Origin of the sequence: Variovorax sp. SRS16 (genome assembly GCF_901827165.1) — a bacterium.
In the GTDB taxonomy this organism is placed as follows: Bacteria; Pseudomonadota; Gammaproteobacteria; order Burkholderiales; family Burkholderiaceae_C; genus Variovorax.
In genome coordinates this window covers 799,889-812,891 of the sequence record NZ_LR594666.1, presented here as the reverse complement: position 1 = coordinate 812,891, position 13,003 = coordinate 799,889, and the positions used below count along the sequence as shown (strand labels likewise).

Annotated in this window: 14 protein-coding genes; 6 read left to right on the top strand and 8 right to left on the bottom strand. The window is 69.1% G+C overall.

The genetic code is table 11. From position 1 onward, the window contains the following. The first annotated feature begins 1 nt into the window (after position 1). The 3 genes from E5P2_RS03950 to E5P2_RS03940 are packed head-to-tail and all read left to right on the top strand — an operon-like array spanning position 2 to position 3,047. A complete protein-coding gene (locus E5P2_RS03950) occupies positions 2-1,528 on the top strand; it encodes a UxaA family hydrolase (protein ID WP_162565856.1) in 1,527 nt (508 codons plus the stop codon). Between the two features lie 27 nt (positions 1,529-1,555). Next, positions 1,556-2,614, top strand: coding sequence for a malate/lactate/ureidoglycolate dehydrogenase (locus E5P2_RS03945; RefSeq protein ID WP_162565855.1), 1,059 nt, complete (start codon positions 1,556-1,558; stop codon positions 2,612-2,614). 46 nt (positions 2,615-2,660) lie between these two features. Further along, entirely contained in the window at positions 2,661-3,047 is a 387-nt protein-coding gene (locus E5P2_RS03940; RefSeq protein ID WP_162565854.1) for a nuclear transport factor 2 family protein, read from the top strand. A gap of 58 nt (positions 3,048-3,105) precedes the next feature. Here the strand turns inward: E5P2_RS03940 and E5P2_RS03935 are convergent, their stop codons facing one another. Next, complete coding sequence (locus E5P2_RS03935; protein ID WP_162570330.1) at positions 3,106-3,318, bottom strand: oxidoreductase-like domain-containing protein; 213 nt, start codon at positions 3,316-3,318, stop codon at positions 3,106-3,108. A 110-nt stretch (positions 3,319-3,428) separates the two neighbouring features. Here E5P2_RS03935 and E5P2_RS03930 point away from each other — a divergent pair, with 110 nt between their 5' ends. Next, entirely contained in the window at positions 3,429-4,220 is a 792-nt protein-coding gene (locus tag E5P2_RS03930; protein WP_232080570.1) for a transporter, read from the top strand. A gap of 62 nt (positions 4,221-4,282) precedes the next feature. Then, positions 4,283-5,968 carry a DUF3300 domain-containing protein gene (locus E5P2_RS03925; RefSeq protein WP_162565853.1) on the top strand — a complete coding sequence of 562 codons (1,686 nt, stop codon included), beginning with the start codon at positions 4,283-4,285 and terminating at the stop codon, positions 5,966-5,968. 84 nt (positions 5,969-6,052) lie between these two features. On the opposite strand, the gene E5P2_RS03920 is transcribed toward E5P2_RS03925, so the two are convergent. The 4 genes from E5P2_RS03920 to E5P2_RS03905 form a co-directional block, all read right to left on the bottom strand. After that, the gene (locus E5P2_RS03920; protein WP_162565852.1) at positions 6,053-6,958 is read right to left on the bottom strand and encodes a hypothetical protein; all 906 of its coding nucleotides are present in this window, start codon (positions 6,956-6,958) and stop codon (positions 6,053-6,055) included. Between the two features lie 374 nt (positions 6,959-7,332). Further along, a complete protein-coding gene (locus tag E5P2_RS03915; protein ID WP_162565851.1) occupies positions 7,333-8,037 on the bottom strand; it encodes an alpha/beta fold hydrolase in 705 nt (234 codons plus the stop codon). A gap of 14 nt (positions 8,038-8,051) precedes the next feature. Further along, the gene (locus tag E5P2_RS03910) at positions 8,052-8,432 is read right to left on the bottom strand and encodes a VOC family protein (protein WP_162565850.1); all 381 of its coding nucleotides are present in this window, start codon (positions 8,430-8,432) and stop codon (positions 8,052-8,054) included. Between the two features lie 45 nt (positions 8,433-8,477). After that, complete coding sequence (locus tag E5P2_RS03905) at positions 8,478-9,185, bottom strand: aspartate/glutamate racemase family protein (RefSeq protein ID WP_162565849.1); 708 nt, start codon at positions 9,183-9,185, stop codon at positions 8,478-8,480. A 181-nt stretch (positions 9,186-9,366) separates the two neighbouring features. On the opposite strand from E5P2_RS03905, the gene E5P2_RS03900 reads away from it, so the two are divergent. Further along, on the top strand, positions 9,367-9,660 hold the full coding sequence (locus tag E5P2_RS03900; RefSeq protein WP_162565848.1) for a hypothetical protein: 294 nt from the start codon (positions 9,367-9,369) through the stop codon (positions 9,658-9,660). A 16-nt stretch (positions 9,661-9,676) separates the two neighbouring features. Here the strand turns inward: E5P2_RS03900 and E5P2_RS03895 are convergent, their stop codons facing one another. Genes E5P2_RS03895 through E5P2_RS03885 form a run of 3 tightly spaced genes read right to left on the bottom strand, consistent with a single transcriptional unit; the run spans position 9,677 to position 12,976 of the window. Beyond that, a complete protein-coding gene (locus E5P2_RS03895) occupies positions 9,677-10,369 on the bottom strand; it encodes an ATP-binding cassette domain-containing protein (protein ID WP_232080569.1) in 693 nt (230 codons plus the stop codon). Next, positions 10,366-12,141 carry a branched-chain amino acid ABC transporter ATP-binding protein/permease gene (locus E5P2_RS03890; RefSeq protein WP_162565847.1) on the bottom strand — a complete coding sequence of 592 codons (1,776 nt, stop codon included), beginning with the start codon at positions 12,139-12,141 and terminating at the stop codon, positions 10,366-10,368. Before E5P2_RS03890 ends, E5P2_RS03895 begins: the two co-directional genes overlap by 4 nt. Then, on the bottom strand, positions 12,119-12,976 hold the full coding sequence (locus E5P2_RS03885) for a branched-chain amino acid ABC transporter permease (RefSeq protein ID WP_162565846.1): 858 nt from the start codon (positions 12,974-12,976) through the stop codon (positions 12,119-12,121). Before E5P2_RS03885 ends, E5P2_RS03890 begins: the two co-directional genes overlap by 23 nt. Between the last annotated feature and the right edge of the window lie 27 nt (positions 12,977-13,003).

Below are 13,003 nucleotides of genomic sequence, written 5' to 3'. Positions count from 1 at the left end.
CATGAACCCCTTCATCCGACTCCATCCCGCCGACGACGTGGTGATCGCACGCGCACAGGTGCTCGGCGGCGCCGCGATCGAGAACGTGGTCGCGCGCGGCCTGATCCCGCCCGGCCACAAGATCGCCGTGCGCGCCATCGCGCAGGGCGAGCCGGTGCGCCGCTACAACCAGATCATCGGCTTCGCGAGCAAGCCGATCGCGCCCGGCGAGCACGTGCACACGCACAACCTCGACATGGGTCCGGACAAGGGCCACTTCGCGCGCGACTACGCCTTCGGCGCCGACGTCAAGCCGGCGCCCGCGCGCCGCGAAGCCACTTTCATGGGCATCCGGCGCGCCGACGGCCGCGTGGCGACGCGCAACTACATCGGCGTGCTCACCAGCGTCAACTGCTCGGCCACCGCCGCACGTGCGATCGCCGACCACTTCTCGCGCCGGACGAACCCGCAGGCGCTCGCGGCCTATCCCAACGTCGACGGCATCGTCGCGCTCACGCACGGCACCGGCTGCGGCATGGACACGCAGGGCATGGGCATGCAGATCCTCGAACGCACGCTCACCGGCTATGCCACGCATGCCAACTTCGCAGCCGTGCTGGTGGTGGGGCTGGGCTGCGAGGCGAACCAGATCAACGCGTGGCTCGCCACCGGCAATCTGGCCGAAGGCGAGAACTTCCGCGTCTTCAACATCCAGGACACGGGCGGCACGCGCAAGACGGTCGAGAAAGGCATCGCGCTGATCAACGAGATGCTGCCGCGCGCCAATGCGGTGAAGCGCGAGCCCTGCAGCGCGGCGCACATCACCATCGGCCTGCAGTGCGGCGGCTCCGACGGCTACTCGGGCATCAGCGCCAACCCCGCGCTCGGCGCGGCGGTCGATCTGCTGGTCGCGCATGGGGGCACCGCGATCCTGTCGGAGACCCCCGAGGTCTATGGCGCCGAGCATCTGCTCACGCGCCGTGCGGTGCGGCGCGAGGTCGGCCAGAAGCTGGTCGACCGCATCGCCTGGTGGGAGCACTACACCGCCATCAACGAAGGCGAGATGAACAACAACCCCTCGCCCGGCAACAAGGCCGGCGGCCTCACCACCATCCTCGAGAAAAGCCTGGGCGCGGTCGCCAAGGGCGGTACCAGCAACCTCGAGGCGGTGTACGAATACGCCGAGCCGGTGACCGCCCACGGCTTCGTCTACATGGACACGCCGGGCTACGACCCCGTGAGCGCGACCGGCCAGGTGGCCGGCGGCGCGAACATGATCTGCTTCACCACCGGACGCGGCTCGGCTTATGGCTGCGCGCCCTCGCCCTCGCTCAAGCTCGCCACCAACTCGGCGCTGTGGCAGCGGCAGGAAGAAGACATGGACATCAACTGCGGCGAGATCGTCGAAGGCACCGCGTCGATCCAGGAGATGGGGCAGCGCATCTTCGAACTGGTGCTGGCGACGGCGTCGGGCGCGCAGAGCAAGAGCGAGAAGCATGGCTATGGTCAGAACGAGTTCGTGCCATGGCAAGTCGGTGCGGTGATGTGAGCGCGCGACGCATAGCAGATACCCACCATGACCATCACCCTCGCACCCGCCGCCCTTCGCACCCGGATCACCCGCATCCTCGCCGCCGCCGGCAGCGCGCAAGCCGAGGCCGAACAGGTCGCGGCCAACCTCGTGCTCGCCAACCTGAGCGGCCATGACTCGCATGGCGTCGGCATGGTGCCGCGCTATGTCGATGCGATCGCCGAAGGCGGCCTCCAACCCAACACCTCGGTCAAGGTCGACCTCGACGCCGGCGCAATGCTCGCGCTCGACGGCCAGCGCGGCTATGGCCAGGTCGTCGGCGTGCAGGCGATGGAACTCGGCATCGCGCGTGCCCGGCAACAGGGCAGTTGCATCCTGTCGCTCGCCCACGCGCACCACCTGGGCCGCATCGGCCACTTCGCCGAGATGGCGACCGCGCAAGGGCTCGTGTCGATGCATTTCGTCAACGTGCTGTCGCGCCCCGTGGTCGCGCCCTGGGGCGGGGGCGACGGCCGCTTCGGCACCAACCCCTGCTGCATCGGCGTGCCGCTCGCGGGCGCGGAGCCGTTCATCCTCGACTTCGCGACCAGCCGCGTGGCGCAGGGGAAGATGCGCGTGGCCCACAACAAGGGCGAGCGCGTGCCGGCGGGCTACCTGATCGACGAACGTGGCGCGCCGACCGACGATCCGGGCGTGGTCGTCGTCCCGCAGCGCAACGGGCTCTTCGGCGCGCTGATGACCTTCGGCGAGCACAAGGGCTACGGCATGGCCGTGGCCTGCGAACTGCTCGGCGGCGCGCTGACCGGCAGCGGCACCTGGCACCGCGAGGCCGACACGGCGCGGCCGGTGTTCAACGGCATGCTGACCGTGCTGATCGATCCGGCGAAGCTGGGCACCCAGCAAAGCTTCGCTGAGGAGGCGAAGGCCTTCATCGACTGGCTGCGGCAAAGCCCGCCGGGCGCCGGCTTCGATGCGGTGCAGATCGCGGGCGAGCCGGAGCGCAGCGCGCGCATGGCGCGCGAGCGCGACGGCATTGCGCTCGACGACACGACCTGGACCGAGATCGAGGCGGCCGGCGCCAGGGTGGGCGTGGCGATCGCGTAGGACGGCGGCGACTTGCGGCGCCCTGGGCGATGGCTAGAGTGAAGCGATGACGTCATCGCACACCGACCCCATCGCCTTGGTCAAGGCCTGCTACGCGGCCTACGTGAGCAAGGACCGCGCAGCGATCGAAGCATTGCTGGCGGACGACTTCCACTTCACGAGCCCGCTCGACAACCGGCTGGACCGCGCCGCCTACTTCGCGCGCTGCTGGCCGAACAGCGAGAACACCGAAGGCTTCGACTACGTCCACCTGGTGCAGGATGGACCGCGTGTCTTCATCACCTACGAAGGCCGCGTCAAGGGCGGGCACCGGTTCCGGAACACGGAGATCCTGACGACACGCGACGGGAAGATCGCCGAGGCGGAGGTGTACTTCGGGTGGTCGCTGCCGCATGAGGCGAAGGCAGGCGGGTTCGTGGACAAGGCGGGGTGAAACGGGTCTCTGCTGCACCGTCGAAGTCGTCTTCAATCTGCGCAATGCGGGGCCGCTTCTACGACTGCTTCAGCCGCATCGCCGCGTCTTCGCACCACCACGCGACCGCTGCGAAATAGCCCTCCCAGACGCAACCGTCGCAGCCGCGGCCGCAGCAGGTGGTGGGCTCCGGTGGCGGCGGGCGAAAGTGCTCGACGCGCTCGGCACGAAGCCGGGCTGCGAGACGATGGATGGCGGCAGCGGCCGAGGATGCATCGAAGACGGCGGGCATTTCCACGCACCGATCTTAGATCCGGCGATGCGGCCGGGTCAGAATCCAGGTCCTCTCTTCCGATGCATCCCATGACACACGCTGTTCTCCCAAGACCACGCCCGCGACCCGTGGGCACAGGCCTGCCGATCGCCTTGGCGGCCATGGCACTCGCCGGCGCCGGCGCCGCACACGCGGCCGATGACGACGAAGGCCCGCCCATCACGCCCTACCGCCCTTCGGTCTCCAGTCCCGCGCAGCTGCCCTACCCCGGGCAGCTCGAGTTCGAGCTCGGTGGCCTGCGCATGAGCGACGGGACTTCGCATCGCAGCAGCCTGCCCTACCTCTTCAAGCTCGCTTTCAGCAACGAGTGGGGCGTGCTGGTCGGCGGCGACGCGCATGTCTGGACGCAGGACAACGACCTCGGTCGATCGCAGGGCGTGGGCGACACCACCGTCACGCTCAAGCGCGCGTGGATCGTCGATGACGCGAGCGCCTTCGGCATGGAATTCGGCGTCAAGATTCCGACCGCCCGCGACACGATCGGCAGCGGCAAGACCGACTACACGATCAACACCATCTACAGCCGCGACTTCGGCCCGGTGCACATGGACGCCAATCTCAATGCCACGCGCCTGGGCCTGGCCGATCCCGGCAGCGCGCGCACGCAGTTGGGCGCATCGACCTCGTTCTCGATCCCGCTGTCCGAACATTGGGGACTGACGGGCGAAGTCTCCGGCACGCATCGCCGCGGCGCCGACAACGGGTTGCAGTTTCTCTCGGCACTGACCTTCAGCCCGAACAAGCGATTGACCTTCGACTTCGGCATCGCGCACGCGGTGCGGCCGCGGCCGGCGGCGAACTCGCTGTTCGCGGGCGTGGTGCTGCCGCTCGGGCAGCTCTGGCAGGGCGGATCACGCTGACACGCGCAGCGGATACCGGCTGTCACAGGTGGCGCCGGCGCGTACGCTAGGGTCGGCATTCCATGACGATGACATCACACCCTCCCCTTCAGGTTTCCCGGCCGCTCGCGGTCGCGCTCTGCGCCGCTGCGCTGATGCTCGCAGGTTGCGACAAGCCCGGCACCGCGCCTGCGCCTGCCGCGCCGACCGCATCCGTGCCGGCCAACGCACCCGCTGCTGCAGCACCCTCCGCCGTCGCGCCCGCGGCGCCCAGCCCCACGGGCTATACGCCGCCGAGCGCCGACCAGCTCTACGAGATGGTCGCGCCGATCGCGCTCTACCCGGACAAGCTGGTGGCACAGGTGCTCGCGGGCGCGACCTACCCCGAGCAGGTGACGGCCGCCGACCAATGGCTGGCCCAGAACGGCACGCTCAAAGGCGGCCCGCTGGCCGATGCCGCGCAACAGCAGCCCTGGGACGCGAGCGTGAAGTCGCTGACCGCGTTCAGGCCGGTGCTCGACCAGATGGCGAAGAACCTGCCGTGGACCACCGCATTGGGCGAGGCCTATTACAACGATCCGGACGACGTGATGAACGCGATCCAGGTCATGCGCCAGCGCGCGTCGAAAGCGGGCAAGCTCCAGAGCACGACGCGGCTGCGCGTCGCGACGGCCGTTGCGCCGCCCGACTACACGCCGGATCCGAACGCGCCCTTGCTCTATGCAGGGCCGCCGATCATCGTGCCGCCGCCGCAGTTCATCACCATCGAACCGGCACAGCCCGACGTGGTCTACGTGCCGGCCTACGATCCGCAGCAGTTCTATGGCGACCCGGTGGCGATCTATCCCGGCTACGTCTATTCGCCGCCGTCCTATGCCACGGCCGGTGCCTTGGGTTTCGGCGTCGGCGTGGTGGTCGGCGCGGCACTCGAACGCCATGACTGGGGCTGGCACGCATGGGGCATGCACTGGGGCCGGCCGGACGGCGCGCGCGGCGGCAGTGCGCGGGCGCAGCCGGCCTTCGATCGGCCCGCGGTGGTCTACAACCGCTCGACCTACATCTCGCGCTCGACCACGGTGGTGAACAACCACATCCGCAACACCGTCGTCAACGGCGCCAATCCGCAGCAGGTGCGAGCCCTGCAGGTACAGGAACGCCAGCAGCAGGCGGAGCAGCTGCAGCGCGAGCAAGCCCAGCAGGGTCAACGGGCACTGGCGCAGCAAGCCATGCTGCAACAGCAACAGCAGGCGCGCGCGCAGCAGGAACAGCGACGCCAGCAGCAGGCACAGGCACCACGCCAACAGACGCGACAGATCCGTGCGCAGGAAGCACAGGCGCAGGCACAGCAGCAGGCGCAGCAACGACGGACGCAGCAGCCGACGCAACAGCAGGCCCACGTGCTGCAGCAACAGCCACAGCGCCCGCCGCATCGGCGGGAAGACGCCTCGCAACGCGCCCAGGCGCAACAGCTGCAACAAAACCAACAACAGCAGGCCCGCCAGCAGCAACAGCAACAACGTGCACAAGCGCAGCAGGCACGCAACCAGCAGGCACAGGCACAGGCACAGGCGCAGACACAAACGCGTCAGCAGCAGATGCAGGCGCAGCAGCAACGGACACAGCAGGCTCAAGCACAGCGGCAGGCGCAAGCCCAAGCTCGCCCGCCGCGCGCGGAGCAGCGGCAACCGCAGCCGCAGCCGCAGCCGCATGAACGCGGCGGCCGTCCCGCGGGGCCGCATGGCCCCGGCGAGCACAAGCAGAACCAGTGAGGACGCGGTGTTGTCGTTGACGGCCATCCAGATGTACAGCCAATGCGTCTCCCGGACATTGCGTGCCCCGCCGGCCGTGATGTTTCATCGGCTCTCCCCTCGAGGTGGAGCTGCGCCGTGCGTGACGACCATGGCCGTCTGTTGCAGCGGCATGCTGCCCGGGTACTGCGCGGCATAGCGACCCACGATGTCGACGAGCCCTGCCGCCGGCGAGTCCGCATGCGCGGACCGCAGCAGCGGCGTTGCCTCGGGGGACAGCAGGTACGCGATGATCTTTCGACCGTCGGTTCCGGGCACGCTCAACGTGCCGACCAGCACATCGTCGGCCGCCATTCCCGAACGCTGGCTTTCGATGCACGCCATGGCCCGCAACCAATTGGCGTACCGGGTCGCGAGATTCAAATCGAATTGATCCGGTGCATCGAGAAACACGGGCTCGTTCTTCTCGATGAATTGCCGAAGTCTTTCGAGATTGGCGGATGCGTATTTTTTCAGCAAGGCCGGGTCCTGCTGAAGCGGCACGATCAGCGTGTCCGCCACGGACATTCCGGATTGCGCCGCGAGACGGTCCAGCATGCCGGCCCAGGCATCCGCCGGCGCCGTGGCCATCAGGCGCAGCATCTCGCGGGAATAGTCTTGGGGGTCGAGCAGCTGGTGGTCGAAAGCATCCTTGAGCAATGCATCCGATCCGGGCAGATAGCCGATCCCTGCAAAGGTCGACACCGCCGCATGCGCCACCTCCTTGTTGCCGTCATTCGCGAGCGCCCGCAGATCCAGAAGAATGTCGGCGTTGTAGCCGGTCGCATCCTCCTCGGTGTACAGGTTTCCCAGAATGCGCACCAGCACGATGCGCTCGTCGTCGGTGACAGCACCCTGGAGCAGCGTACGCACGGCCGCGGCCGACTGCGCCGTGACCGGAACGCCCTGGCGGCACATCCATTCGAGACGACCGCGCCGGGCAGCACCGGAGAGAGACTTGTAGGAGACCAAGGGGTTCTCCTGTTGCGCCGCAGCTGCCTCGGCGAACCGGGCCCTGTATTCAGCCGCGGCCGAATTGGCAGAAGCGGAGGGACCGTGCGCCGGGTCCGTGCTGTCCCATGCGCCCCCCCGAGGGTTTCATGTGCAAGGAAACGCGACGCGGCACGTGCTGCTCCTCCCTGTGCGTCGCCCATCGCTTGTCGCGCAAGAAACGGGGACGGCGGCAGAGAGTACGTACAGGCGGTCACTCTTTCAATCTGGGAGATATACGAACATGAAAGCGGCCATGTTCAGCAAATTTCCAAGCGACTGCGTTCAGGCGTGATCGCTTCGGTGCGATGGCGCACGCATCGGAGGCGCCATCGCTGCCAATGCGACGAGCCGGCCTATCGCGCGATCTCGTCGAACACGTCTGCCAAGGTCTCCGGCATCGTGATCTGCGGGTTGTGACTGGCATCGAGCGCGCGGTAGTCCCAGCCCTCGGCCTGCGCGCGCTGCGCGAAAGGCCGGAACGGATCGCCGGGCGCGACGCGCGTGCAGTAGATGTACGAGCGGCGCACGCGATCCACCGCGCCGGTCAGCGGCAGGCGCTGCTCCAGCGTGCGCAGCGGCTGCATCCGGCGGCGCGGCATGGCCCAGGCCTTGTCGGCTTCGGGCGTGTCGGGCGGCATCGGATTGGGCGGCACGCGCCAACCGTCGCCGCCCTGGCGCGCCAGCGCGATCGCCTGCTGGTGCGTCGGCTCGCCGAGCAGATCGAAGACCGACTGGCCGTCGCGGGGCACGAAGGCATCGAGGTAGACCAGGCGCCTGACGCGCTCGTGCACGCGGTCGACCACGCCCGTCGCCACCATGCCGCCATAGCTGTGGCCGACCACGACCAGGTCGTGCAGATCCTCGAACTCGATCACGGCCAGCACGTCGGCGATATGCGCCTCGAGGTCGATCTCGGGCCGCGCGAGATGCGCGCGTTCGCCGAGCCCGGTGTGGGTCGGCGTGAAGAGTTCGTGGCCGCGATCGCGCATCGGCGCGCGCAGCTTCTTCCAGGCCCATGCGGCCGACCAGGCGCCGTGAATCAACAGGAATGTCGCCATCGCAAGTCTCCGATTCAGTAGCTGCTTTCCACCACCGCCATGATGTTGCCTTCGGTGTCCTTGAACCACGCGGCCTTGGCGCCCTGGTTCGGATAGACGTTGCTGCCGGGCGCGCTCTCGGGCATCGGATAACTTTCGAACACGACGCCGCGGCCCTTCAGCCACGCGACCACGGCTTCCACGTCGTCGACTTGCCAGAACGCGCAGCTGGCCTGGTTGGTTCCTGCATTGGGCGTCGGATAGACGAAGAAGGCGGTGCCCTTCGCGCACTCGAAGGTATAGCCGGGGCCGGCCTTGCGGCCCGGGCCGAGCCCGAGCGTGTCGGCATAGAAGGCGCGGCAGCGTTCGACGTCGTGGGCAGGAACGTAGGCATACAAACCGGAGGTCTTGAGCATGGCAGGTCCTTGGTGGAAGAAACGGGAGTTGCGCGCGAACGGCCTTCAGCGCCGGGCCGTGTCGACCTCGACCGCGCGGCGCAGCGCGGCGCGCGCCAGCAGGCGCGTCGAATCGAGCGTCGGCAGCGGCGAGTGGGTGTCGTCGATGATCAGCGGGATCTCGGTGCAGCCGAGCACCACGGCATCGCAGCCCTCGTCCTTCAGCCGCGCGATGACGCGCTGGAAGCTGGCCACCGACGCCGGCTCGAAGATGCCGCGGACCAGCTCGTCCATGATGATGCGATGGATGTCCGTGCGGTCCTCCACGCTCGGGCGCACGTACGCAAGGCCGCGCGCGGCGAGCTTCTCGGGATAGACCTCGCTGTCCACGAGCCAGCGCGTGCCGGTGATGGCGAGCCGGCCGAAGCCGCGCCGCACGGCTTCGGCCGCAACCACCTCGGCGATGTGCAGCCACGGCAGCGGCGAGCGCGCCTGCACATGCGAAAAAGCCTGGTGGATGGTGTTGTCGGGGCAGATCAGGAAGTCGGCGCCCGCCCTCGCGAGCTTGTGCGCCGAGCCGAGCATCAGCTCGCCCACGCCCGCGAGGTCGCCGCGGTCGAGGCACTGCGTGTAGTCGGCGAGCGAGAAGGTATGCATCGAGACTTCGGGATGCGCGTGCGGGCCGAGGAACTGCGCGCCTTCGGCGCAGATCGTGCGATAGCAAAGGGCCGCTCCTTCCGCGGAGCAGCCGACGATTCCGATGTGCTGGGGCATGGCGTGGCACCTGGTTGAACGCAGCGCGGGCTGCCGGCTCGCCATTCTGAACCCGCGCCGCGGCTGTGTCGTCGCGGCCGCATCTTTACCGACGATTCGCCGATCCGTGAAATCCGCACTCCCCGCCCTGCGGCGTTTGCACGCCCAATACGGCATGGCCTCCACCCAACGGACAATGATGATGAAGAAGAATCTGGAGCTGATCGTCGACGAGCCCATCCCCGGGCACTACTACTGGACGATCATCGTCTCGGGACAGCCGGGCGACACGCCCACCGTCGTCGACTATGCGCGCGGCCCGTTGCCGACCCACAATTCGGCCACCGCATCCGGCGTCGCCGCGCTGCGCTCGCATGAGGCGGCCGAGGCCGCTGCGGCGCACACGCACACGCACACGCACACGCACACCGGACTCATGCTGTCGGGCATGCGCGCCGAATGGGGCGTGGAGACGATGCCCGCGCAGCTGCTGTAGGCCCGCGCTCCGAGCCTCACACGACGAGCCGGCCCTCGAGGTCGCTCCTGGAGAATCCGCCGATCGGCCCCGCGAGCACGGCCTCCCCATGGTCCAGCAGCAGCACCTCGTCGGCCGTGCGGAGCACGAAGGACAGGTTCTGCTCGACGATGACGAAGCCGGCCCCTGCCTCGCAACGCGCGCGCACCAGGCGCGACATGCGCTCGATGTTCTCCGGCTGTACGCCCTCGGTCGGTTCGTCCATCAGCGTGACCGCCGCATCCAGCGCCAGCGTGCGCGTGAAGGCGAGCAGCTTGCGCTCGCCGCCGCTGAGCGATCCGGCCCGCTGCGCACCGCGTTCGGCCAGGCGCGGAAAGGCCTCGAAGTAAGGCGCATAGCGCGCCATGCCGCCATCGGCCAGATGCAGCCGCAGGTTCTCGCCGACGCTGAGCTCGGTGAACACCGTGTCCTCCTGCGGGCTGTAGGCGATGCCCGCCGCGAGGCGCGCATGCGCGGGCACCTTCGCCAGCTCGCGCGGGCCGAAGCGCACGCTGCCGCTCATCAGCGGCAGGAAGCCGGCCAGCGCGCGCATCAGCGTCGTCTTGCCCACGCCATTGCGGCCCAGCACGCCGAGCACGCAGCCCGGCCGGACCGCGCCGCCGATGCCGCGCAGCACCGTGGTGTCGCCGTAGCCCGCGACCACGCCGTCGAAGACGAAAGCCTCGGTCACTTGCTGCCTCCCGCATAGACCGCGCGCACCCGGGCATCGGCCTGCACCTCGGCCAGGCTGCCCTCGGCCAGCAGCCGGCCCTGGTGGAGCACATACACATGGCCGGCGATGACCGCGACCGCGCTCATGTCGTGCTCGATGACCAGCGCCGCGGCATCGAGCCGGCGCGCGGCCACCTTGATGGCATCGATCATGCGCCGCGTCTCCGCGGGCGACAGGCCGGCGCACGGCTCGTCCAGCAGCAACAGGCGCGGCTCGGGCAGCACGGTCATCACGAATTCGAGCGCCTGCCGGTCGCCCTGCGCGAGCCGGCCCGCGGGCAGGTCGAGCTGCCTCTGCAGCATCGGGAACAGGCCCAGCATCTCGTCCTCCATCGGCGAGTGCCAGCCGAGCGGCGCGCGCGCGAAGGCCTGCCCCCCGCCGAGCCGCTCGGCCCACAAGGCGATGGCGAGGTTCTGCCGCACGCTGAGCTCGGCGAACACCGCCGGGATCTGGAACTTGCGGCCCACCGCACGGCGCGCCACGCGCCATGCGGGCCAGCCCGAGATGTCCTCGCCATGCAAATGGATGCGGCCGCCGCGCACCGGCAGCCGGCCGGTCATCACGTTGAAGGACGAGGTCTTGCCGGCGCCGTTGGGACCGATCACGCAGCGGATGCCCGGCCCCTGCAACGCGAGCGTCAACCCGTCGAGGATCGTCACGCCCGCATGCCCGGTGGCGACCTCCTCGAAGACCAGCGACGGCAGGCCGCGCAGCGGTGCCGCGGGCGCCGGCACCGCGTGGGGCGGCGCCTCGGCCCGGCGCCAGCGCTCGAACCATCCCGCGACGCCGTTCGGCAGGAAGCGCACCACGCCCATGAACGCGATGCCGACGATCACCTCCCAGGCGCTGAAGTGATCGCGCAGCTCGGACGAGGCATAGCCGACGATGACGGCACCGAGCAAGGCACCGAGCGGACTCGCCTTGCCGCCGACGGCCGCCCAGATCACGAACTGAGTGGCCAGCACATAGTCCGTCGCCAGCGGCGTGACGATGCCCTGGTGGGCCGCGAACAGCAGGCCCGCCAGCGCCGCCAGCGCGGCCGACAGCGCGAAGGCGCCGGCCTTCCAGCGATGGGTCGCGAAGCCGAAGAACTGCAGCCGGTCCTCGTTCTGCGCGATGGCGCGCCAGAGCACGCCGATCGGCCGGCGCATCAGCAGCGTCAGCCCGCCGGTGCTGGCGACGGCGACCGCTGCGATCACCCAGTACAGCGTGGTGAAGCGCTCGGTGCCCGGCAGCTCAGGGATGCCCGAGAGGCCGTTGAAGCCACCGGTGACCGCGCTCCACTGCTGCGCCGCGAGGAAGCCGAGCATGGTGGCCGCGAGCGTGATCAGCGAGAAGAAGGGCCCGCTGCGCGCATTGCGCACGAACACCAGGTGCGCGATCAGCCACGCCAGCGCCGCCGGCAGCAGCACCGCGATCGGCAGCAGCGCCAGCCACGCACTGCCCTGCTGGGCCGCCTTGAGGATGCCGCCCGCGAGGTAGGCGCCGAGGCCGAAGAACAGCGCATGGCCCAGCGGCAGGAAGCCGCACTGGCCCCAGCACAGCGCCACGCCCTGCGTCGCGATGCCGTAGATCAGGAACAGCGCGATCTCGTAGGCGACGAAGTTGTCCGCCACCAGCGGCACCGCGATCAGGCCGAGGGCCAGCGCGAAGGTTCCGATCCATGGCTTCAGCACAGGCCCGGCGCCGATCGCGAGGCCGGTGCGCTCAACGGCGTCCGAAGAGTCCATGGGGTCGCAGCCAGAGGAACAGGATGGAAAGGACGAGCACGACGGCATAGCCGCTGGTCTGGTCCGCGAGGCCGGACACCACGGCCTTGGTGCCACCGATCACGGCCACGCCGCCGCCCAGGCCCGACAGCGTGCCGAGCCCACCGACCACGAGCACGAAGAACGAGTCGAGCAGGTAGTCGACGCCGATGCCGGGTTCGATGCGCACCAGCGGCGCGAGCATCACGCCCGCAAGGCCTGCCAGCGTCACGCCGACGACGAAGGCACGCGAAGCCAGTCGCTCGGTGTCGATGCCGAGCGCCTGCGCCAGCACCGGATTGCCGGTCATCGCGCGCACGCGCAGGCCAGCCGAACTGCCGCGGTACCAGCGCACCAGCAGGACCATGATTGCGATCACCATCGCGATCAGCGCGAGCCGGTAGGCCGGATAGCTGACGCCGAAGAAAGACACGGGCGCGGCCATCTGCGTCTCGACATTGCGGTAGCCCTTGCCGAAGAGGCTCTCGACACCCTTGCGGATCAGCAGCGCCAGCGCCCAGGTCGCAAGCAGCGTGTCGAAGGGCCGCGCATAGAGCGGCCGGATCAGCCAGCGCTCGACCACCCAGCCGATGGCTGCGCAGACGACCATCGCCAGCGGTACCGCGCACAGGAGCGGCAGCCCGAGGCCCTGCACCACCACCACCGAGTAGGCGCCCAGCATCACGAACTCGCCGTGCGCCATGTTCAGCACGCCGAGCAGCCCGAACACCACGGCAAGGCCGAGCGTGATCAGCGCCAGCGTCGACAGCTGGTAGGCGATGTTCAGCAGCTGCAGCAGCAGCGCGTGGTTGTCCATCGGCTCGATCGCTCGCCTGCGGTGCGT

What these genes read in the sequence shown, in the direction of transcription:
- E5P2_RS03925 (WP_162565853.1), top strand. Translation starts at nt 4,283, where the DNA reads ATGACGATGACATCACACCCTCCCCTTCAGGTTTCCCGGCCGCTCGCG.
- E5P2_RS03900 (WP_162565848.1), top strand. Translation starts at nt 9,367, where the DNA reads ATGAAGAAGAATCTGGAGCTGATCGTCGACGAGCCCATCCCCGGGCAC.
- E5P2_RS03940 (WP_162565854.1), top strand. Translation starts at nt 2,661, where the DNA reads ATGACGTCATCGCACACCGACCCCATCGCCTTGGTCAAGGCCTGCTAC.
- E5P2_RS03905 (WP_162565849.1), bottom strand. Translation starts at nt 9,185, where the DNA reads ATGCCCCAGCACATCGGAATCGTCGGCTGCTCCGCGGAAGGAGCGGCC.
- E5P2_RS03910 (WP_162565850.1), bottom strand. Translation starts at nt 8,432, where the DNA reads ATGCTCAAGACCTCCGGTTTGTATGCCTACGTTCCTGCCCACGACGTC.
- E5P2_RS03950 (WP_162565856.1), top strand. Translation starts at nt 2, where the DNA reads ATGAACCCCTTCATCCGACTCCATCCCGCCGACGACGTGGTGATCGCA.
- E5P2_RS03885 (WP_162565846.1), bottom strand. Translation starts at nt 12,976, where the DNA reads ATGGACAACCACGCGCTGCTGCTGCAGCTGCTGAACATCGCCTACCAG.
- E5P2_RS03915 (WP_162565851.1), bottom strand. Translation starts at nt 8,037, where the DNA reads ATGGCGACATTCCTGTTGATTCACGGCGCCTGGTCGGCCGCATGGGCC.
- E5P2_RS03935 (WP_162570330.1), bottom strand. Translation starts at nt 3,318, where the DNA reads ATGCCCGCCGTCTTCGATGCATCCTCGGCCGCTGCCGCCATCCATCGT.
- E5P2_RS03945 (WP_162565855.1), top strand. Translation starts at nt 1,556, where the DNA reads ATGACCATCACCCTCGCACCCGCCGCCCTTCGCACCCGGATCACCCGC.
- E5P2_RS03890 (WP_162565847.1), bottom strand. Translation starts at nt 12,141, where the DNA reads ATGGACTCTTCGGACGCCGTTGAGCGCACCGGCCTCGCGATCGGCGCC.